At 67.6% G+C, this 21,788-nt stretch carries 19 protein-coding genes; all 19 read right to left on the bottom strand.

The features are described 5' to 3' along the window. Window positions 1-16: 16 nt before the first annotated feature. A complete protein-coding gene (locus BFN01_RS09925; protein ID WP_256221109.1) occupies window positions 17-1,255 on the bottom strand; it encodes a glycosyltransferase in 1,239 nt (412 codons plus the stop codon). Between the two features lie 80 nt (window positions 1,256-1,335). Continuing rightward, on the bottom strand, window positions 1,336-1,758 hold the full coding sequence (locus BFN01_RS09930) for a hypothetical protein (protein ID WP_071643960.1): 423 nt from the start codon (window positions 1,756-1,758) through the stop codon (window positions 1,336-1,338). Next, window positions 1,755-3,071: a glycosyltransferase gene (locus tag BFN01_RS09935; protein WP_071643962.1), complete on the bottom strand. Its 1,317-nt coding sequence runs from the start codon at window positions 3,069-3,071 to the stop codon at window positions 1,755-1,757. The genes BFN01_RS09930 and BFN01_RS09935 overlap by 4 nt, the downstream gene beginning before the upstream one ends. After that, entirely contained in the window at window positions 3,068-4,270 is a 1,203-nt protein-coding gene (locus BFN01_RS09940) for a glycosyltransferase (protein ID WP_071643964.1), read from the bottom strand. Before BFN01_RS09940 ends, BFN01_RS09935 begins: the two co-directional genes overlap by 4 nt. Next, window positions 4,267-6,051 carry an ABC transporter ATP-binding protein gene (locus BFN01_RS09945; protein WP_071643966.1) on the bottom strand — a complete coding sequence of 595 codons (1,785 nt, stop codon included), beginning with the start codon at window positions 6,049-6,051 and terminating at the stop codon, window positions 4,267-4,269. Before BFN01_RS09945 ends, BFN01_RS09940 begins: the two co-directional genes overlap by 4 nt. 4 nt (window positions 6,052-6,055) lie before the next feature. Then, window positions 6,056-7,039: a Gfo/Idh/MocA family protein gene (locus tag BFN01_RS09950; protein WP_071643968.1), complete on the bottom strand. Its 984-nt coding sequence runs from the start codon at window positions 7,037-7,039 to the stop codon at window positions 6,056-6,058. Next, window positions 7,039-8,136 (bottom strand): DegT/DnrJ/EryC1/StrS aminotransferase family protein, encoded by a 1,098-nt coding sequence (locus tag BFN01_RS09955; protein ID WP_071643970.1) that lies wholly within the window; start codon window positions 8,134-8,136, stop codon window positions 7,039-7,041. The genes BFN01_RS09950 and BFN01_RS09955 overlap by 1 nt, the downstream gene beginning before the upstream one ends. Further along, window positions 8,133-8,744 carry an acyltransferase gene (locus BFN01_RS09960; RefSeq protein WP_071643972.1) on the bottom strand — a complete coding sequence of 204 codons (612 nt, stop codon included), beginning with the start codon at window positions 8,742-8,744 and terminating at the stop codon, window positions 8,133-8,135. Before BFN01_RS09960 ends, BFN01_RS09955 begins: the two co-directional genes overlap by 4 nt. Further along, a complete protein-coding gene (locus BFN01_RS09965; RefSeq protein ID WP_256221110.1) occupies window positions 8,741-9,922 on the bottom strand; it encodes a glycosyltransferase family 4 protein in 1,182 nt (393 codons plus the stop codon). The genes BFN01_RS09960 and BFN01_RS09965 overlap by 4 nt, the downstream gene beginning before the upstream one ends. A gap of 47 nt (window positions 9,923-9,969) precedes the next feature. Further along, a complete protein-coding gene (locus BFN01_RS09970) occupies window positions 9,970-10,395 on the bottom strand; it encodes a DUF2304 domain-containing protein (RefSeq protein ID WP_256221111.1) in 426 nt (141 codons plus the stop codon). Then, window positions 10,386-11,120 carry a glycosyltransferase family 2 protein gene (locus BFN01_RS09975; RefSeq protein WP_071643976.1) on the bottom strand — a complete coding sequence of 245 codons (735 nt, stop codon included), beginning with the start codon at window positions 11,118-11,120 and terminating at the stop codon, window positions 10,386-10,388. The genes BFN01_RS09970 and BFN01_RS09975 overlap by 10 nt, the downstream gene beginning before the upstream one ends. A 31-nt stretch (window positions 11,121-11,151) precedes the next feature. After that, a complete protein-coding gene (locus BFN01_RS09980) occupies window positions 11,152-13,077 on the bottom strand; it encodes a DUF6541 family protein (protein ID WP_071643978.1) in 1,926 nt (641 codons plus the stop codon). Beyond that, window positions 13,074-13,811: an ABC transporter ATP-binding protein gene (locus BFN01_RS09985; protein ID WP_071643980.1), complete on the bottom strand. Its 738-nt coding sequence runs from the start codon at window positions 13,809-13,811 to the stop codon at window positions 13,074-13,076. Before BFN01_RS09985 ends, BFN01_RS09980 begins: the two co-directional genes overlap by 4 nt. Then, the gene (locus BFN01_RS09990) at window positions 13,808-14,713 is read right to left on the bottom strand and encodes an ABC transporter permease (protein ID WP_071644000.1); all 906 of its coding nucleotides are present in this window, start codon (window positions 14,711-14,713) and stop codon (window positions 13,808-13,810) included. Before BFN01_RS09990 ends, BFN01_RS09985 begins: the two co-directional genes overlap by 4 nt. Before the next feature lie 107 nt (window positions 14,714-14,820). Continuing rightward, on the bottom strand, window positions 14,821-16,839 hold the full coding sequence (locus tag BFN01_RS15005) for a cell wall-binding repeat-containing protein (RefSeq protein WP_083428762.1): 2,019 nt from the start codon (window positions 16,837-16,839) through the stop codon (window positions 14,821-14,823). A 123-nt stretch (window positions 16,840-16,962) separates the two neighbouring features. Further along, complete coding sequence (locus BFN01_RS10015) at window positions 16,963-18,030, bottom strand: glycosyltransferase (protein ID WP_071643982.1); 1,068 nt, start codon at window positions 18,028-18,030, stop codon at window positions 16,963-16,965. Then, window positions 18,027-19,688, bottom strand: a complete 1,662-nt coding sequence (locus BFN01_RS10020; RefSeq protein WP_256221112.1) for an ATP-dependent DNA helicase RecQ — start codon at window positions 19,686-19,688, stop codon at window positions 18,027-18,029. The genes BFN01_RS10015 and BFN01_RS10020 overlap by 4 nt, the downstream gene beginning before the upstream one ends. 117 nt (window positions 19,689-19,805) lie before the next feature. Then, window positions 19,806-21,278: an LCP family protein gene (locus tag BFN01_RS10025; protein WP_071643986.1), complete on the bottom strand. Its 1,473-nt coding sequence runs from the start codon at window positions 21,276-21,278 to the stop codon at window positions 19,806-19,808. Next, the gene (purE, locus tag BFN01_RS10030; RefSeq protein WP_071644002.1) at window positions 21,275-21,742 is read right to left on the bottom strand and encodes a 5-(carboxyamino)imidazole ribonucleotide mutase; all 468 of its coding nucleotides are present in this window, start codon (window positions 21,740-21,742) and stop codon (window positions 21,275-21,277) included. Before purE ends, BFN01_RS10025 begins: the two co-directional genes overlap by 4 nt. Between the last annotated feature and the right edge of the window lie 46 nt (window positions 21,743-21,788).

The raw sequence follows: 21,788 nt of genomic DNA on the forward strand, positions 1-21,788 counted from the left end.
TTCGTGACCGCGACTCTCACTGCGCCGTCCCCCTGCCGGTGGCCAGCGCGGTCAGTGCATCGATCCGGGGGGCGAGCTGCGCCGAACGACTATATCCGGCGGCCCAGTGCTGGGCAGCTGTGCGCTCGGCCGCAGTCTGCGTCTGAGCCATGTCGCCGGTACGGACCAGCGCGTCCGCGATCTCCTCTGGTGCCAGTGACCGGACCGCACAGCACGCAGGTGAGCCCAGCAGAACGTCTGTCGCCGCGTTGGACGGCTCATGCACCGCGACGATGGGGATCCCCGTCGCGGCGTACTCGTACACTTTCCCGCTGGTCACGTAGCGGCCGGTGCCCAGCGCCAGCACGAGCGCATCCAGACCGGCATACACCTCGCCGATCGCAGCCTTGCTGACCGGACCCACGAAACGCACGCCATCACGCTCGGCACGCGCCAGGGCTTCAGCCGCTGCTCCGGTCGCACCGAAATGCCCCAGATAGCCGTGGATCACCAGCTCCGCGGCGCGGAGTTCCCCCGAGCGCTCGCGTGCGATCCGCCATCCCTCCAGCAGCTCTGCGATGGGCACGGCGTCCGAGACGGTGCCGATATAACCGAAACGCAGCCCCGTTCGGCCTGTCCGAACCGGCACCCTCAGCGGCGCATCGTACTCGTCGAACCCATTGGCGACCACGCGGATGCGATCAGCCGCGAGCGGCGAACGCTCCCTCTGCCACTGTGCGATCGACTCATTCACGAACCAGATCTCGGAAGCACCGGACATCAGTCGCCGCTCCCATCGACCCACACGCGAACGATCGGAGTGCAGCGTGCGGCCTGAGAAGACGTCCAGTCGCCACGAGTCGCGGTAGTCCATCACATACGGCACGCCGGCCGCGTTGCTCAATGACCAGCCGGGGATGAAGTCGACGTGCGGGTTGGCCGTGCCCATTGCGAGGCTCACCGGCCGGTTCGCGTGCACCCGCGAGGCGGCCGACTCCAGGGCCGGCCTCCAGCGCCCATAGGCCCGTTCCGGGAATCGGATGAGGTCGTGCCGCCAGTCGGCGGCGGCCCACAGCTCAGGGTGCCGCGCCCGGGCGCGTGACCACGCCGACATGTCCGACGAGAAGGCGGGGACGCTGACCGGCACCCGCTCGACGCGAACAGCCGGATGTATCCGCCGTTCGAGCATCACGTCGCCCCCTGTGGAGCTGAGAAAAGTCTCGCGAGGCGCCGTGAGCACCGTGACGTCCCATCCGCGCTCGGCGAAGGCGTTCACGGTCGCAAGCGCTCGGTACACGCCACCAGCGCGGCTCGGGGGGAACCCCCACGCTGTGTAGAGGAGATGCGGGCGGTGCGTCATCTGAGCTGGCCGATCGCCGTCCGCGCGGCTGGGTAGCCGGACACCGCCGGGATCTCGCGCCCGCGCCGCTCGGCCACCCGACGCCATGACCACGCGGCGAACCCGCCGTCGCGCTCCGGAGCGACGATCAGATCAGCCCGGCGCACGGCATCGCGCACGCGGGGGTCGCGGCGGGTGGCGCGCCAGAATCGCGCCCCGGAGTCGGTGGGCAGGACCCTCACCAGCGTGCGCAGCATCACATTTCCCCTTGTGGCGGCGGATATGCGCGCTCCGAAGGTCCTCTGCGGCACCATGATGCGTTCGTCGGACAGCGCACTCGTACCCGTCCACGACACCACGATCACCTCATCCGCGTCCGTCAGCGTCGGCAGCGACTCCGGACCATACGATCCGCTAGGCGAGAAGATGACGATCCTCATCGTGCAGGGCTCCGTTTCACGAGCTCGGAAAGAGCGGCGACCGGGCCGCTCAGCTGTTGCATGCGCTCCCATCGCTCCCCCCATCGGACGGCTTCGGCGCGTGTCTGTGCCGTCTGAGCGCGGATCGTGGCGGCCGTCGCAACGAAGGCCTGAGCGATGTCATCGGAGTCGAGCGAGGCGCTCGGCGTCCACACCGGAGAGCTCTCCATGATGCTGGTAGCGGCGCTGTCAGGGTCGTGCACGGAGATGACGGGCAGACCGGTGCCGGCGAACTCGAAGACCTTGCCGCTCGTGACGCCCGGCCCGCTGGCCAGAGCGAGAACCAGGCCGTCGAAACCCGCATAGGTGGCCGCGACGTCAGCTTTCGCGACAGGTCCTTCGTAGTGGATGCCTTCCGCGGCGGCGCGGCGGAGGTAGTCCTCGAGCGCGGCATCGGCGACTCCGGTGCGACCGAGGTGTCCTCGCAGCACGATGCGCGCTCGAGCGATCTCGTCAGAGATCCTCCGAGCGCGGCTCCATCCTTCGAAGAGCACCTCGGTCGGGAACTGACCAGTGTTGATCGTGCCGATGTACCCGAACGTGAGTGGTCTGTCGCCATCGACCTCACGGAACGGCACCGCAGGACTCGCGCCGTCGATGATGTCGAAGCCGTTGGGCACGACGTGCATCCTCGGGCTCGCAGCTGGATACTTGCTGCGATGCCATGCGCGGATGGGCTCGTTGACGAACCACACCTGGTCTGCGGCCTCGATAAGCCGCTGCTCCCACCGTGAGGCGCGCGCTCCGACGCGAGTCTGAGACTCGCCCGTGAAGACATCAATCGTCCACGCGTCGCGGTAGTCCATCACGTGGGGCACGCCGAAGCGGCGCTTGAGCTCCCAGCCGGGCATGAAGTCCACGGAAGGGTTGGCCGTGCCGAACGCCAGGTCGACAGGATGCTCGCGATGCACGCGCACGGCGGCCCGTTCCAGGGCCGAACGCCAATCCCCGAACGCCGGCTCGGGGAACCGGCAGGCGCGCGCGAGGCCCCACAGCTCGGGGTGTCGGGCACGGGCCCAACCCCAGCTGGTGATGTCGCTCGAATACGCCATCGATGAGAATGGCACCTCGACGACGCGCACCGACGCGGCGACCTGAGCCGACAGGCTGTCGTCGACCATCCCCTCGGATGCGAAGACGCTTCGAGGCGCGGTCAGAACAGTGACGTCCCAGCCGTGCTCGGCGAATGCACTGGCCAAACCGATGGCTCGATACACACCGCTGGTGCGAGCAGGTGCGAACGCCCAGGCCGTGAGCAGTACGTGAGGTCTCATTCCGCCTGCTCCCCCCTGCCGAGGAACGGAGCAAGGACTCGCGCGCTGAAGCCGCCGTCATGCACTGCGCGCACATAGGCGGGTCCACGCTGCGCGATCGCGCGGTATGTATCAGGTCGCGCCGCCACATCGCGGAGGAGGTCCTCCAGGGAGTCCGGCGTGGCTTCGACTATCGGCGGCTCGAGTCCTGTCACCGAGACGATGTGATCACGCACCTGGTGGTGCAGGTGCGCGAAGACAAGGCGCCCTGCCGCCATGGCCTCGATCGACGTCGTCGAATAGATGCCCAGAGCGAACTGATCGAGAACGATGTCGGCCGACGCGAAGCGACCTGGCATGTCGGACGGGGGTATGCGGATGACCCGCTGGTAGTCGATGACGCCCTCGGAGGCCAGCCTCTTCAAGGCCGGCTCTATCAGCGCCGTCCCCTTCACAGCGGGGTTGGTTGGAGCATGCAGCACGACGGGCCGGTTGGTGCCGAACGCGGGCTCCGGGTTCTTCCAGTGTTCTGGATCGACGACATTCGGAAGCCACTGCGCCGTCGGCCAGTCCTCACGCAGCTCCGGAGTGGCGACGAACACCGGAAGCCCCGATCGCTCGAGGATGGCTCTGTTGCGTGCCGCGCGCGCTTCCAGCGCGCTGGTCCACTCAGGGTCGGCGTCACGGAAGGGCGACCATCGATCGATCGCAGCGTGGCGCAGAGGTGACCGCAGATCGGTGCCGTGACTCACGAAAGCCACCTCCACGCTGCGAGCACGCAGCCACTGGATCTCACGCTCGACGAATCCCTGGAACGCCAACCCGAACATGGACCGCTCGGCCTCGACGAGCACGTGGGTGAAACCCGTCACCACGGCATCACGCTGACGACGTGCCCAGGTGCCCGACGAGTCGAAGACAGCCTGCGGTACGTCATAGTCGGCCGCGAAGCCGAACCCGTTAGCGGACGCGACCTGCATGTTGATGGCTCCGACCCCGTCGAGTCGCGCAGCTGCGCGCGCCCAGAGATGCCCTTGACCCGCGAAGTTGGCAGGAGCGATGAGAAGCCGCGCGTCGCCATCGGGCGCCCGGATCGGCTCGGGGACATCCGCCGGATCGAAGCGCCGTCCCCGGGGACGCAGGGGCAGGGACAACCAGTCGGGCAGCAGACCGAGCGCGAGGCGGTAGGCGATGCGCGCCTTCGCTGTCATCGTGCTCATGCGAGTCCCGCGAGTCGAGCCTGGGCCGCGAACTCCGGGCTGTCGGCGACGACCTCTGCGAAGCTGCCTTTGGCCGTCACCGTCCCGTCATGCATGAACAGCACGAGATCGGAGTCCTTGATGGTGCTCAAGCGATGGGCGACGGCGATCACCGTGACGTCTCCCCGCAGATCGCGGATCGCATCGGCGACGTCGGCCTCGGTCTTCGTGTCCAACGCGCTCGTCGCTTCGTCCAGCACCAGGACCAACGGCTCGTTGTACAGTGCCCGGGCGATGCCCAGGCGCTGCCGCTGTCCGCCGGACAGAGTGAGTCCGCGCTCTCCAACCCGGGTGAGAAGGCCATCGGAACGCTGCTGGATCACGTCCCAGAGCTGCGCACGCCGGGCGGCGGCTTCCACCCGTTCGACGTCGATGTCGTCACCCCATGACAGGGCGATGTTCTGCGCGATCGTTCCGTCGAACAGCGTCACCTCCTGAGGCACGTAGCCGACGTGCGATCGCCACGCCGCCATGACGTCGGCGAGCGCCCTGCCATCGATCTCGATCGCTCCCGTTGTGGGGGTTAGCAGACCGAGCAGAAGGTCGACGAGAGTCGACTTCCCAGCGCCTGACGCGCCGGCGATGCCCACCGTCGCACCCATCGGGATGCGCAGGTCGATGTCGTAGACGGCCGGACGCTCCGCGTTAGGGAACGTGAACTCGACCCCGCGGAGCTCGAGAAGCTGAGGCTGACCAGGAAGGGGCTGCTTACCCAGCACCTCGTGATCGGCTAGGAACTTCTTCGACGCCTCGATGTCCTCGATCACGGCATCGACATACGGCGCAGAGGTCATCGTCCGGGTGAGCACGGCCTGGAAAGCAGTGAGCGAAGGAACCAGGCGGAAGCCTGCGATGCCGAAGAGCGCGACCGCCGAGACGGTGGCGTCCATGTCTCCGTCGTTCGTGATGAAGGCTGCCCCACCGACGACTATGAACCCTCCGATGATGGCAGCATCGAAGATGAACCGTGGAACCGCGGCGAGAAAGCTGGAGTTCGCGCGCGCCTGCGATGTGCGCACCCGTGTCGCTCGGACCACCTCGCTTACCTCGTCGGCTTTGTCGCGCAGCGTAATCTCCTTCAGCGAGGCGACCATCCCGGAGATCAGGGCAGCCACCCTCAGAGCCGAGTCCCGCGCGACGCGGGCAGCCTGACGGGTCTTCCCGCTGAGCACGAAGTACTGCAGAACGCTGATGCCACCGAGGTAGACGATGGTGATCAGCGCCGTGACCGGCTGTGTGACGACGATGACTCCGATGACCCCGACAGACGTCACGAAGAGACCCGGCAGGGTGGTAACCGGGAGGAGGAACCCTGCGATGACGTTCGCGATCCCGGTGTCGGACATGGCGACGATCTGAGCGCTGTTGCGCGAGATGCGGTCAGTCCATGACGAGCGGATGTACGCGCCGAACAGCTCCTGACCCACGGCCAGCTCGTAGGAGGCGAATCGCCGCGTCGCGATCCACTGCAGCCAGACATTCGCCGCCGACTTGGCGATGACCACCCCGGCGAGGATAAGGATCAGGGTCAGTACGTGCGTCTGCGATACCGCACCGATGACGGGAAGCTGCACGCCCCCGCCGGTTACTATGCCTGCCAGGGCGAGCGCGAGCACCATGAGCGCCACGACGTCGACCACGGACAGCAACGCCGAGACCACTCCGAACATGATGAGGAAGCGGCGAGCGGTCGCGGGGAGGAAAGGCAGCAGGCGACGCAGCGTCGTGGAGATGAGCTTCATGGGTTCACGGTGCTACCGCTTCGCCGGTCCGGGCGGATCGCAGCGCCGCCTCCACGACCGTGAGGGTGCGCTGACCCTGTTCCATGGTGACGACGTCGGTCTGCTGGCCGAGGACGGCGTCACGGAAGGCTTCATGCTCCACTTTCAACGGTTCGCGCTTGGCGAGCGCGAAGCGTGTGACGTCTCCCTCCGATACGCCGCGGAATGAGGAGACGGACTCCCACTCCAGCGGGAAGGTGCCGTTGGCGTAGAACGTCAGATCGCCGGTGGAGGTGTCGGCGACGAAGGCGCCCTTCTCCCCCGTGACGACGGTGACGCGCTCCTTCATCGGGCTGAGCCAGTTGACGATGTTGTTCACGATCACGCCGGACTTGGTGCGGCCGGTGATGGTGATCATGTCCTCGAACTCGCGTCCGGACTTGAACGCGGTCTGCGCGAACACCCGCTCGTAGTCGGACTGCACAACCCAGGCCGTGAGGTCGACATCGTGGGATGCGAGGTCTTTCGCGACTCCGACATCGGCGATGCGGGAGGGGAACGGACCTTGACGGCGCGTGACGACCTGGTAGACCGCTCCGAGCTCGCCCGCCTCGATCCGCCGACGCAGCTCCTGCAGGGCGGGGTTGAACCTTTCGATGTGCCCGACCGCGCCGACCAGACCCGCGTCCTTGAAGGCGTCGACCATGCGCTGACCGGCCTCGAGGGAATGAGCGATCGGTTTCTCCACCAGCGTGTGCACCCCGGCGGATGCCAGCTTCAGCGCCGCGTCCTCGTGGAAGCGAGTCGGCACGGCGACGACGGCGATCTCGATGCCTGCCGCGATCAGCGCATCGATGTTCGGAAGCACCTCGAGATCCCCCGCCACACCGTGGGGGTCGCCGCCCGGATCGGCGATCGCGACGAGATCAACCCCGTCCAGCTCACGCAGCACCCGCGCGTGGTGGCGCCCCATCATGCCGACGCCGAGCAGCCCGGCCCGCAGCACCATCAGGCGCCCGCCCCGGCCAGCGTGTTCACCGCGGTCACGATGCGCTCCAGATCCTGCTGCGACAGCGACGGGTGCACCGGCAGCGAGGCGACCTCGCGCGCCGCCCGCTCGGTCTCGGGCAGGTCAACCCCAGATGCGTACGGGGCGAGCGACGGCAGGCGGTGGTTCGGGATCGGGTAGTACACGCCCGCGCCGACGTTGTGCTCCGCCTTCAGCGCCGCGACGAACCCGTCACGGTCCTCAGGAACCCGGATCGTGTATTGGTGATACACGTGCACCGCCCCCTCGGCGACCGGCGGCACCACGACACCCTGCAGGTTCGCGTCCAGGAACGCGGCATTCTGCTGACGTGTCTTCGTCCAGGCATCCACCTTGGTCAGCTGCACCCGCCCGATCGCCGCATGGATATCGGTCATCCGGGCATTGAACCCGATGATCTCGTTCTCGTACTGCCGCTCCATGCCCTGATTGCGCAGCAGCTTCACCCGCCGTGCGATCTCGTCGGTCGCGGCGGTGACCATGCCGCCCTCACCGCTGGTCATGTTCTTCGTCGGATACAGACTGAACATCGCGAACTCGCCGAACGAGCCCACCGGCCGACCATCCAGCGATGCGCCGTGCGCCTGAGCGGCGTCCTCATACAGCGCCACTGCGCGGTCAGCCGCGATCTTCTCCAGCTCACGCATCCGGCCCGGGTGACCGTACAGGTGCACCGGCATGATGCCCTTCGTCTTGGACGTGATCGCCGCAGCCACCGCCTCAGGATCCAGCGTGAACGTCTCTGGCTCGATGTCCACGAACACCGGTGTCCCCCCTGTCAGCGCCACCGAGTTGCCGGTCGCGGCGAACGTGAACGACGGCACGATCACCTCATCACCCGGCCCCACACCGGCCGCCAGCAGCCCCAGATGCAGACCGGCCGTGCCACTGTTCACCGCCACCGAAGGACGCCCCGGCACGAAATGCGCCGAGAACTCCTGCTCGAAAGCCGCGACCTCCGGCCCCTGCGCGACCATGCCGCTGCGCATCACATGATCGACAGCCTCGCGCTCCTCATCACCGATGATCGGCTTCGCCGGGGGAATGAACTCGCTCACGCGGCCTCCTTGGTAAGAGTTCCATTGCTTTCCACAAAACGATCGCCCGTCGTCGGGCAGACCCAGGTGGTTTCGTCGTCGCCCGCGATGAGGGGCACGCCCGACTCCCCCACCCAGCCGATCCGGCGCGCGGGCACACCGGCCACCAGTGCGTAAGCGGGAACGTCCTTGACGACCACTGCGCCGGCTGCAACCGTCGCCCAGGCACCGATCGTGACCGGCGCGACGCAGGTGGCGCGCGCGCCGATGGCCGCGCCCTTCCCGACGGTCACGCCCACGGGCTCCCAGTCATGGGCGCTCTTCAGCGTGCCGTCGGAGTTGATCGCCCGCGGGTACGTGTCGTTGGTCAGGACTACTGCCGGCCCGATGAACACTCCGTCGGCGAGCTTCGCGGGCTCGTAGACCAGGGCGTAGTTCTGCACCTTGCAGTTGTCGCCCATCCGCACTCCGGTGCCGATGTACGCGCCACGGCCGACGATGCAGTTCTCACCCATCTGCACTCCCTCGCGAACCTGGGCGAGGTGCCAGATCGAGGAGCCGTCGCCGATAGACGCCTCTGTGGAGACGTCTGCGGACTCGACAATACGCACGCGGGGGGAAGAAGTCATCGGGCTCGCCTTTCACTGCCGCTGTTCGTCGTGCGGGCACTGTCCACGATTCTACGGGTGGTTGCCTGGGCGGCCAGGGTCACCACATCTGCGACGCGCTCCGCAACGGCGCTGAGGGAGACGTTCTGCTGGGCCCAGGCTGCGCGTCGCTCGCGTTCCGCGGCGGTCGTGCCATCTGCAGAGTCGGCGAGCAGCTCGCGCATGGCCTGCGCCACTGCCTCAGGGGAGAACTCGACTGCGCGTCCGAGGGCTGCCGAGCGGACGAGGTCCGCCCCTGCTGCAGGGCCGGCGAAGAGGACCGGCGTACCTGTGGCCGCTGCGGCATATGTCTTCGTCGGCTTGGCGAAGTCGTACCCGATGCCGGGCACGATACTCACCAACGCGCCGGCGGCCCCGCGGATCCAGGAAGTCGACTCGGCCGGACTGACCACTCCGCCGAACAGCACCCTACCGGGCAGGAGACGCTCGGCGACCTCCCGGAGCGAAGACTCGACCGAGCCCTGTCCGAAGAATCGCAGTCGGAGGTCGGGATAGTCGTCGGCGATCAGGGCGAACGCTCGGATGAAGACGTCGGGCTGCTGCCACTCCGACATGGTGCCGGTGTACACGAAGTAGGAGCCGTCATCTGCCGCCTCGGCCGCAGGCGTGAAGATCTCCGTGTCTATCCCGTTCCCGACCGTGGTGACGTCATCCGGATCCGCTCCGAGCAGAACGAGGCGCTCGGTCACTTCGTCGGACACGGAGATGATGGAGTGGGCGCGACGGAGAACCGCGCGCTCCATCCACCGCATGATCCTGACGACGGGCCGAGCTGCGCCCATGGAGATCACGCCGTCGGTCCAGACATCGGCGGCGTAGTAGACGAACGGTCTGCGCCGAAGCGCGGCGACGAGCGCGACCATAAGGCCCGTCGTCGGAGGCGACTCCGCGACGGCCACGTCGAACTTCGTTCCCAGCATTCGCATTAGCAGCGGAACATCGAAGCTCATGTACTGCAGGTAGCCGCGCACATTGCCACCGGCGTCGCGCAGCACTGGCCAGCGTCGGACCTCGAGGCCGCGCGTGTCACGAGCCGAAGGGGCATGCGCGGGCGGGATCGTGGTCATGACGGTCACGCGCTCACCGCGTCCGACGAGCGCACGAGCGAGCGCACCGAGGCGGAACGCTCCTGCACTCACCTCCGGCGGGAAGAGCCGAGAGGCAATGACGACCCGTGACTGCGAACTCACAAGCCCGCTCCGTCGGAGTTCGGCGCGCAGTCCCCTGCGGACGACGAGGGGTCCCTGGCGATCCCGTTCTCAAGTTGTGCGATACGCCGCTCATGGAAGGCGGACTGCTCGGCCAGAACGCGGAGCTTCTCCTCCACCCTGGTCAGTTCGGCGCCGTATTGCAGGCTGACGAGGAATAGAAGTCCGATGGCGACGAAGAACACCAGGTTGACCGGCACGACGATGCCGACGGCGGACGCGGCCCAGCCCAGGGTCTGCGGGAAGACAGCGATCACGAGGGACATCACTCCCCCGACGAACCACCAGCCCGCGTGCCGTTCGCGCAACGTTCCGCGTCGCATGAGTTCGATGATCGCGATGAGGGCGAGTACTGCCGCCACGATGCCGAAGATGTACGTGACCGTGCTCATGTTCATGTCCATGCGTCACTCCGAACCTTTGCGCGCGGCCTCATCATGGCAAGTCCGAACGCGGCGCAGGCGCGGATGAGGTACACCGCAGCCTTGATCGGTCGATGCGACGGCTCGCCCCCCTGGCGGACGCGCATGGCCACCGGCACCTGCTCGATGTGCAGGCCTGCGCGAGCGGCGATCACAAGAGCCTCGATCGTGTCTCCGAGATACTCGGCCGGGAACTCATCCGAGAAGAGCTCGACCGCGCGCGGTCCTGCTGCTTTGAAACCGCTGGTCACGTCGGTGAGTCGAGTGCGTGCCACTCTGCTGATCACCGTGGCGAGCAGACGCATCGCCCACTTGCGCGGACCTCGGACGCCGTATTCGCCTCTGCCGGCGAATCGCGCTCCGATCACCAGATCCGCCTGATCGAGCCGCGCGATCATCTCCTCGATCATCCGAGGATCGTGCTGTCCATCGGCATCCACCTGCACCACGACCTCGTAGCCATGCGCACGAGCGAACCGGAAGCCGGCCCGCATCGCCCCGCCCACTCCCAGATTGAACGGCAGGGGCAGAACATCGGCGCCTGCGCTGCGAGCGCGAAGCCCAGTGGCATCGTCAGAGCCGTCATCGATCACCAGGCATCGCGCGGAAGGGTACGCCGTGCTCACGTCGCGGACCACGTCCGCAACGGAGTCCTCCTCGTTCAACGCCGGAATCACGACGAGAACGGACAGATCAACCGGGCGCATCCTCACGATCCTAGCGAGAGGAGCCTTGAGACTACTGAGCGCACGCCGTGATGCGCCAGAGCGAGGCGTCACCCACAGCGTCGACGAGTTCGAATCCAGGCTGACCGGTGAAATCGGTCATACCGGGCATCAGGTAGCGTCCAGGAGCGCGTTCCCCGGCGCCGAAATCCAGGACATACTTCGGAGAACCGTAGACCTCCAGCGCCTCGCAGACCGACGGATCGGTGGAGACGTCGCGGAGATGCGCCGACAACGCGCGCCATGCGTCGGTATCCGGGGCTGCCCAGGTCCGGGGGTACACGTCGCGACCGCTGAGGAAGTAACCGAACCCCGACCCCGTCGAAGGGTTGGCGATCACTCTCGCACCGGCGGGGACCAGGTCGTCGAGGGATTCGAGGACCTTTCGCTCGTCCGGGCTGAGATACGCGTCGTCGGTCGCGAGATACCGCGACTCGCGATCGTACGTCCCCTGCGTTACAGCGGGCATCGCGACCGGTCGGACGATCACGATCACGATCACGAGCACGGCAGTGGCTGCAAGACCCAGCAGCGTGATCGCCCCCGCTCTGCTCGCCGCAGCCTTCGCGGCGAGCATCCGAACCAGCACGTCCGCTCCGAGCGCTGCGAGTGGTATCACCACGATCGGCGCGAGAGCAGCGATGCGATACGGATCGGCGTACCAGGCGCCCAGCAGGCCCACCCGCACGATATCGCTGCCCACAGCCGCGACGAGCAAATACAGCCCAGAGATGCCCGCCCAAGCCACGACGAACCAGCGAAGGCCTGTCGATCGCGCGGCGAAGATGATACCTACCAGCATGAGGAGGCTGATGGCGTAAGCGAACGGGATCATCACCTGGCCGTTGAACAGCACATCGAGGAAGACCTCGCGCTTCCCGCGGAAGGGCGGCCAGTGCGACCCCGACGTCCCCTGCGCGAGGTACAGCCAGATGCAGGCGACGAGCGCCCACAGAGCGGCGAGAGCCGCGACGGTTCGCGTCGAACCCCATGCCGCCCGACGAGCGAGGGCCCTCCATGACACCCATACGGCGCAGATGGCCATCCATGGCAGGATTCCAGCCGGCTGCGCAAGCAGGATGGCAGCCGCCGCGACGAGGACCAGGAGCGCGAGCCGTGTCACGTGTCCCGCTCGACTCGTATCGTCCCTCCATCGCGGGATGGTCACCACCAGCGCGATCGCCGCCGGGATCATCGCGGTCGACAGCGCGTTCGGGAAGAGCACACCCCACTGGAACATGAGCAGGGGGAAGGTCTGCAGCGACCCTGACAGGATCGCCGCGTAGGCCGCGACCGTCGACGAGCCGGTCACCGCTCGCGTGAGCCATGCGATCCCGAGGGGCCAGATCATGGCCGCTATCACGACGGTGAGCATGTTCGCGGCGACCGAGATCTCGGCGCCGCTGGTGAGCACGATGAGGGAGACGAGCGCATGCCAGGCTGCGGGGTAGAAGCTGCGTCCGCCGATGACCGAATTGACGTGCAACGAGGAGGCGTCCGCGGTCTCGAGCACATAGCGGACGGCGTTCATGTGGAACACGGCATCGTTTGTCTGCGAGATCCCGGACGGATCCTGTACATACGCGACGACCCGCCACACCGACAGGATCACCCCCACGGCGACAGCGGACGGCAGCAGCCAACGCGGAGAGGCGGGCGATCGCGGTGCCAGCCGACCGCCAGCCCAGCGGCCCCCAAGTGCCGCGATGAGGATCAGGAGCACCATCGACGCTGACCAGGAGCCAGCGGACCACGGCACGCCGATGATGCTGAGGACAAGAGCAGCGACCGCAGTCGTCGCGACGGTGAACAGCGGAGCCGCGGCTGCAAGAACGATCCCGCGCATCCCGACAAGGTAAAGTGCCAGTCCGCCCGGCAGGAAGATCAGGGCAGTCGCGACCGCCAGTACCGGCAGCTGACCGATCCAGTCGACGATCATGCCGCGTCCACCAGCGCGATTGCCCCTTCGAGTTCACCGTCGTAGATGACACGTCCCTTGCTGATCACCACTCCGCGCGTGCACAGCTGTCGGACCATCTCCATGTCATGGCTGACCACTACGAGGGTCTTGCCTGCCGCGATGAGCTCTTCGAACTTCTGACGGCACTTCTCCCGGAACGGCACATCGCCGACGGAGAGGATCTCATCCATCAGCAGGACGTCCAGATGCACGTGGATGGCCACCGCGAACGCCAACCGCAGGAACATTCCCGACGAGTAGTGCTTGACCTCTTGGTCGATGAACTCCTCGATCTCACTGAAGGCGACGATCTCGTCGTAGAGCGCGTCGATCTCGTGCTTCTTCATTCCGAGGATGGCGGCGTTGAGGTAGACGTTCTCGCGTCCGGAGAGCTCGGGATGGAACCCGGCTCCGACCTCGATGAGCCCCGCGACCCGTCCGCGAGTCAGAACCTCTCCTGAGTCGGGTTCCATGACTCCGGAGACCAGTTTCAGGAGCGTCGACTTCCCGGAGCCGTTCATTCCGAGGATCGCCACGGACTCCCCCTCGTTGATGACGAGGTCGATGCCCTTGAGGGCTTCGAAGGTGGAACTGAGCTTGCGACGCCGGATCCACGACACGACGGTGTCCTTCAGAGAGAAGGCGTGATTCAGGGTGAAGGTCTTGCGGACACCATCGACGATGATGCTGGGCCGTTTCTCAGTCTGGTTCATAGGTCCTGGGCGAACTTTCCTTCGAGCCGGCGGAACACGAGCTGCCCGACGAGCAGCGTGCCGATTGCGATGAGTGCCGCCCAGAGGGTGTTCGCCGCAAGCATCGGCGGAACGGGGGTGAGTGCCTCACCGGCATACCCGGCAGAGCCCACCACCACCTCGCTCGCCGGCCGCCAGAAAGCGTAGTGGAACAGCTCGACTCCCTGAGTGATCGGGTTCAGCATATAGAGGTCGACGATCCAGCTCGGCCAGCCCAGCTTGCCGACCACAGCCTCTTGGACCATGGTCCACGCGTAGAGCACCGGGGAGGCCCAGGTCGCCAGCAGGAGCATCAGCTCGACGATGTTCTCCGCGTCACGGAAGCGCACATTCACGGCGCCGAAGAAGAGCCCGAGCCCGAGGGAGAAGACCATCACGATCAGCATTCCCGCAACGGCTCCCAGGATGCCCAGCAGCGTCACGCTGCCGGCCCAGCCCATGAGGAGGCATACCAGCAGCAGCAGCGCCAGCTGCGGCAGGAAGTGGACGAACGACACCAGCACGGCTGACACGGCGAAGAGCTGCCGGGGCAGGAAGACCTTGCGCACGAGAGGTGCATTGCCCACGATCGATGTCGTCGCGTTCTTGAACCCCTCCGAGAAGAGGTTGATGACGACGATTCCGGAGAACAGGTAGACGGCGTAGTTGGGGACACGATCGAGATCCATGAAGATCCCGAGGACGACCCAGAACACGAAGAACTGCGCCGCCGGCCGCACATAGGACCAGAGCCACCCGAGCACGGAGTTGCGATAACGCGTCGTGACTCCGGTCCGCACCAGCAGACGCAGCAGATATCGCCAGCGCACCACATCGATCAGACCGTGGCTCTTGCCTGGGACATCGAATTCAGTGCGCGGCACGAGAGCGAAATGATCGTGGTCAGTCAAAAGGGCTCCAGCCGAGAGGTCGCCCACACATTCTAGTGAGTGTGCCTGTGCACTCCCCGCAGGAGGCGTGCTCGGGAGCGTCAGCACCGCCGCATGGCGACGACCCCGTCATCCAGAACTCCCGGTCCGCCGATGAGCACTGCGGTGTCGGTAGCGCTTCGCAGCATGAAGTCGATCGCCCCGGGAACGACGCATGACTGGCGTGTGAGAAGAAGAGGCACCTTCCAGCGACCCGCGAGCACGGAAGCGCTCAAGGCGTCGGGGAACCCCTCTCCAGAGGCGAACAGCACCTTGAGTGCGCTCGATGAGAAGTGGGCCTTCACGATCGCCTCGTTGGTGGCGTACCGGTCGATCCCGTGGAGCCGTTTCGTGGCGAGTCCCAACTCCCCCAGGTGCCGCTGCACCGAGTCCGGAACGACGCCGACGCCCCCGATGATCGTCGCCGTACGCACGCCCAGCTTGCGGAGCGCTTCGATGGTGGGTGCGTCGAGCCTTGGACGGGTGCCGTTGATCAAGAGAACCGGGATGCCTCGGCTGTTGCCGACGGCAGCGGCGCTGATCGCGTCGGGGTAGTCCTTGCCGGTCGCGATGAGGACCTCGGAGCTGCTCCCGCCGCTCAAGGCTGCCGCGCGGGACGTCTCGTAGCGATCGATCCCCGAGAGCCGCTCCACCTTGGCACCGGGCGCGACTGTCCGGACCTGATCCGCGAGCCGTCGCGGGAGCACGCCCTCGCCTCCCATCAGGATGACCCGGGTCGGGGCGAGACGCTTGATCTCCGCGCTCACCTCTGCGGGCAGGCCGCTCGACGGTGTCAGCAGCAGGGACGCGGATGCCCGACCGGCGGCCGCCGCCGCGCTGAGTGCATCAGGGAAATCCTGGCTGGTCGCCAGCATGACTGTGCCGGTGCCGGTCGGCCAGGCCGCACGTGACACCGCGACTGCGGTGGTCTCCCGCTTGGGTCCGTAGAGCCTGTCGACCTTGATGGCACTGACCGAGGAAGCAGCGGAGGTCCCGGAACCGTCTCTGTATCCGCTCTTCTGGGCGACGACACGGACCGATATCGAACGACCGGCGTCGGACGATGCGAGTGTGTAGCGCGCGGATGTGGCTCCCGAGATCGCCGTGCCGTTACGCAGCCACTGGTACGTGGTCGTCGTCGGTGCGGGGTCGACCGCTGCGGTGGCGGACAGCACCTGGCCGACCAGGAACTTGCCCTGCACGGTGACCCCGGTCACCTTCAATGACCTGGCCAGCTGCTGAGTCGAGCCGAACCAGTCGGTGAAGTAGTTGTAGAAGTTGCGGTTGCCGTAGCTGGAGCACGAGTCGCCGGTGCCGTAGCCCGCGCGCATCGCGGCGGCATTCGGCTGATAGGGCGTGTAGTAGTAGAGGGCCTCCGTCGCCTTGTTCGCGATGTAGACCGGGCCGGTGCCGCAGCGCGCACGATCGGGGTGCCACTGGATCTGCCAGGTCTTGCCCGCTTTGTACCACTGGAAGTAACGGCCCTCCATGTAGATCTGCATCTGCCGGGCGGCGCCGTAGATCTGGTGGAAGAACCCGACGAACTTCGGGTCGCACGGCGCGGTGTCAGGACACGCCTGCCCCAGTGCGGCGTCGTAGCGCCATTTGCTCGGCCAGGTGTGCGTGATGAGCCCCTGCTCCTTCTGCAGCATCACGATCAGCACCTGCGGGTTGATCCCGCACGACTGCGCCACCCGGTAGATGATGCGCGCCGCCGACTCCCCCTTCGCGCCCGTGTAGCCCTTGCAGTACACGTCGGCAGGCCGATTCACCGAGTCGGACTTGTAGTCCTTCAGACAGATGATGGGGCCGTAGCTGTCGGTTCCCCCGCGGCAGGTCGCGACCTTGGAGTTGAAGAACGACTGGATCTGAGCCTCGGTCATCGTGGTCTTGTCGGTGAAGACCGCGTCGCTGATGATGTTGCCCGGCTCGAACCCGGCGAGCGAGGTGCGGGCGGGGTCGCCGACGGCCGTCACCGCCGACGCAGCGATCGCACCCGTGGCCGTCGCCGGCACCGCGGTGCCGAGAATGAGGCCGAGAACGGCGATCGCGGTCGTCGCCCATCGAACCGTTCGAGACACGTGGCGGTTATGAGCGCGACGAAGATGCATGTGAACAGTGTGACGGAAGTCACCGGATGATGCCAGCGGGGCGGAATATCGGCACGTTTCGCCCGGCGTGTCGCACTGACTCGTAGCCGACTCTCAGAGTTCCGCGTGCAGCGCCCACACCCGCTCGGCCGCACTCGCCCAGGAGAAGGCCCGCGCCCGGTCCGCACCGAGCACACGAAGCCGTTCGCTTCCCGAACCGAGCGCGTCGACGAGCGCATCGTCGACCTCACCGGCGGGCACGACGGCTCCCCCGTCGGCGATCACGTCGCGGTGCACCCCCGAGTCCACGGCGACGATCGGCGCGCCGAGCTCCATCGCTTCGACCAGCCGCCACGGCCAGGCCGACGTCTGCGAGGTCGCCACGACCGCGCCGGCTCCCGCGATCACTGCCGCCCGCGACGATTCATCGAGGCCATCGACCACGTGGGTTCGAGCTTCGAGCAGACCTGCCGATGAAGCAAGTTCGATCAGGGCAGCACCGACATCCTCCCGGGCATCCACGACCACGGCATCCACATCCGCTCGCGCAGCCGCGCGGAAGCCGTCCGCGAACGACTCGCCATCGCCCGTGACGACGACGTAGCGCTCGGGCAGCGGCGGCCCCGCGCGCAACGGCGACGCATGGGCGAGTTCGCGGAAGCCGGCCGGCGCAGCACCCGCGATCACGCGGATGCGATCGCCGAGCGGAGCCATCTCGGTCAGCCGCGCGGCGATGGCGTGCGAGGGCACGACCACGGCATCCGCATGCCTGACCGCTCGTTTCAGCATCGCGCGCTGCCAGGCGACGGTCGACTTCGACAGAGACTCCGGAGCCTCCCACGCGCACAGATCCCAGATCGTCACGGTCGTCTGGTCGTTGTCGTGCAGCCGATCGTGACGCACCAGCGGCGCGAGCAGCGTGGGCGAGTGGATGAGCCCGCCTCCCACTCCGGCCGGGATGCCCATCTGCCAGGCGGCCGCCAGCTCACGCCGGGCGAGGGGCAGCGTGCGCACCTCGCGCAGGCCGGCGATCGATGCCTCCGTGCCGTTCGGCACGATCGCCGATACGGCGCAGCCGCGCGGCGCAGTGCGGATCAGTCCCTCGGTCAGATCCCGGGCAGCGCGCGCCAGATCGGCGTCGAGACCGGTCTGGTCGTACACGACACGCAGCTGCACAGTCATGATTTCAGCGTAGCCGTGCCCTCCGCCGCGCTCGGAACCGACTCGAGCAGACCGTGCTCCTCGATGAGCTCCAGCGACAGCACCCGGTATCCCTCGGCGTCGAAGAACACCGTCATCCGATCATCCTCCACCGACATCACGGTGCCGGGGCCCCATTCCCGATGCCGAACGATGTCATCGACCTCGAAACCAGCAACCGCCCGACCGCCGGTCTCCTCACCGCCGCCGTCCGCCACCCCCGCCGCGCAGGTGTCGCAGTTGCCGCACGGCCCCTCCAGCTCGTCGCCGAAGTACCCGAGCAGAACCTGCCTGCGGCAGCGGCGCGTCTCGGCGTACGAGCGCATCATCTCGATCCGGGACTGATCGATGCGCTCGCGCTCCTCGACCCGCTCGAGCGCATCGGCGACCGCCACTCCGATGCCGCCGCGCGCGAGCAGCGTGACGCCGGTGCGGCCGATCCGCACGTGCCCGGTGTCGGAGAGCAGGGCGAGCAGTGCGGTCGCGCGCCGGGCCGAGAGACCGGATGCCTCTGCCAGTTCCGCACGCTTGCGGGGGCCGCCCTCGAGGGCGCGCAGCAGCCGACGGATCTCGCCGCCGGCGGGCTTGCGCCCGGCGAAGTACTTCCGCAGGGCCAGGTCCTCGGGGCGGAAGTGCAAGGTGGCCTGAGCGGCTTCGCCGTCACGTCCGGCGCGTCCGACCTCCTGGTAGTACGCGTCGACCGATTCCGGGGCGTCGGCGTGCACCACGAAGCGCACGTTGGGCTTGTCGATGCCCATCCCGAAGGCGGAGGTCGCGACCACGACGTCGAGCCGGTCGCCGAGCAGATCCTCGTGCACCTGGCCCCGCGCCGTTCCCGACATGCCCGCATGGTAGGCGGCCGCGCGCAGCCCGCGCTCCTGCAGCCGCTCGGCGTACTGCTCGGTGTCGCGTCGTGTCGCGGTGTAGACCAGGCCGGGCTTGGGGAGCGCGACCACCTCGTCCTCCACCGCCGATCGCTTGTCGCCATCGTGGGTGTGCCGTCGCACCGCGAGCGCGATCTCGGGCCGGTCCAACTCGCCGATGCTCTCGAACGGATCGCGCAGGCCCAGCCGCGAGACGATCTCCGCGCGCACGGGTGTGGACGCCGTCGCTGTCAGCGCCATCACCGGCGGGCGACCCAGGCGCTCCGCCGCCGCGCCGATCATGAGATAGTCCGGCCGGAAGTCATGCCCCCACGACGCGATGCAGTGCGCCTCGTCGACGACGAGCAACGAGACCTCCAGGTCGGCGAGGGCGGCCATCACCTCCTCCTTCGCCAGCTGCTCGGGTGCGAGCAGCACGAACTCGGCCTGGCCCGAGCGCAGCATCCGCCACGCCTCGCGCGTGCGGCGCACACCCCCGGCCGAGTTCAGCGCCACCGCCGCAGGCGCGTCGGGTGCGTTCTCGATCCCGACCAGCTGATCCTCCTGCAGGGCGATCAGCGGCGACACGACGACCGTCACGCCCTCGCGCAGCGTCGCGGCGATCTGGTACATCACCGACTTGCCGTACCCGGTCGCGAGCACGCCGAGCACGTCGCGACCGTCGATGGCCGCCTCGATCGCATCCCGCTGCGCGGGCTTGAGCTGGTCGATGCCGAAGGACTCGCGGGCGACGCGGTCGATGTCGTCTGGGATCACCCGTTCATTGGATCGCAGGATGCTCGTCGATGCGACGGGGTTGCGCACACGACCGCCCGCGCCTAGGCCGACGGGTCGTCAGGCCGTTGCGTCGTCCGCGAGGCGGCCGGTGCGTCGTCAGCCCGTCGGCGTCGGAGTCGGCGTCGGCGGGTGCAGCGCGGCGTCGACCATCTGGCGGACGAGCGCGTAGTCGGGCTCGGCCTCCACGATGCCGTTGTCTGGCGTGAGCTCGATCTGGGCGACCGGCTGTCCCTTGGCCTTCTTGACGAGATCGAAGAACTCGGGCAGCTTGCTCGTGGGCAGATCGGTCTGCACGAGCTCTGTCCCCGCCGCGGCGATCTCGTTGAAACGGGTCAGGACGGTCTGCGGGGTGAACTGCTGCAGGATCGCCACCTGCAGCTCGCGCTGCCGCTTCATCCGGTCGAAATCGCTCGTCGTGTACCGCGACCGGGCGTACCACTGCGCCGTGTCACCGTCCATGTGCTGCGGCCCCGGCTCGATCCAGCCGATCGCCCAATCCGCGGCCGGCTGGCCGGGGTACGCCGGCCCGCCACCCTTGGGCAGACGCTCCGCGACCGTGATGTCCACCCCGCCGAGCGCATCGATGAGCGCGGCGAAGGCATCCATGTCGACGAAGACGTAGTACGGGATCTCGATGCCGAGGATCCCCTCTGCGGCATCCTTCGTCGCCTCGATCGCCGGCGTCGAATCGTGCGCGGCGGCGTCGGGATAGATCGACTTCCCGCCGTCCTTGCGGCATTCCTCGACCGCATTGGTGAGCTGGTTGACACCCGCACCCCAGCCGCACTGGAGGTCGTCGTGGCCCTCGAAGTAGTTGCGGTAGTCGTAGCCGACCAGCTCTGGGTCGCGCATCGGGCTGTCCTCCGCGAACGGGAACTCCCTCATGTCGCGGGGGATGCCGGTGATCGTCACGGCTCCCGAGTCGGCGTTCACCGAGACCACCGAGATGCTGTCGAACCGCATCGAGTCGCGCCCGTCGCCGCTGTCGGCGCCGAGCAGCAGGATGTTGTAGTACCCCTCGCTCGGCGGCAGACTCGGCCCGCTGCTGCCGAAGATCGTCGTCAGCGCACCCCGGCTCGAGGCCACGGCGGTGGAGGCGTAGACCGCCGACGACGCGGCGAGCCCGAGCACCAGCACGGATGCCACCGCCATCGTCCACCGCGAGAAGCCCGGCACCCGCACCAGACGCACCAGCCGCAGGGTGTCGATGGTCAGCACCACCCACAGGATCGCGTACCCGATCAGCAGCACCTGCACCAACGTCAGCACGAACCACGACAGCGGCCCGGTGACGAACCACACCAGCGCGTCCTGCGCGAACAGCCCCATTCCCGCGCCGACGATGAGCAGCAGCCAACCCAGCAGGGTGGCTCCCAGCCCGAAGCGCCCCAGACGGCGATTGCCGGCGAGCACCTGCGCCGAGCCGGGGAGGAGGGCGTTGAGCACCACGAGCCACCACCCGCGACGGCCCATGACCGCCCCGTCCGACACATCCGGGTATCGCAGGGGCCTGGTCTCGATGAGAGGCCGCCCGCCTCGCGCCGGGGCGTGCGGGACGGCCAGCGTCACAGCGAGTCCTTCAGCCGCTGGTTCTTCTGCTCGACCTGCTGCTCGAGATCGCGCGCGTAGGCCTCGACGCGGTCGGCGAGCGCGGCGTCGGACGTGCCGAGGATGCGCGCCGCGAGGATGCCGGCGTTGCGCGCACCGCCGATCGACACGGTCGCGACGGGGATACCGGCGGGCATCTGCACGATCGACAGCAGCGAGTCCATGCCGTCGAGGTAGGCGAGCGGCACGGGCACGCCGATGACCGGCACGGCGGTGACCGAGGCGAGCATGCCGGGAAGGTGCGCCGCTCCCCCTGCCCCGGCGATGATCGCCCTGATGCCGCGGCTGCGCGCCTCGCGGCCGTAGCTCATCAGCTTGTCGGGCGTGCGGTGCGCCGAGACGACCTCGACCTCGTGCGGGATGCCGAAGTCGGTGAGCGCCTGGGAGGCGTCGCTCATCACGCGCCAGTCGGAGTCGGAACCCATGACGACGCCGACGAGGGGCGTGCTCGAGGAGTGCAGTGGCTCAGTC

Source organism: Microbacterium sp. AR7-10, from assembly GCF_001878835.1.
GTDB lineage: Bacteria > Actinomycetota > Actinomycetes > Actinomycetales > Microbacteriaceae > Microbacterium > Microbacterium commune.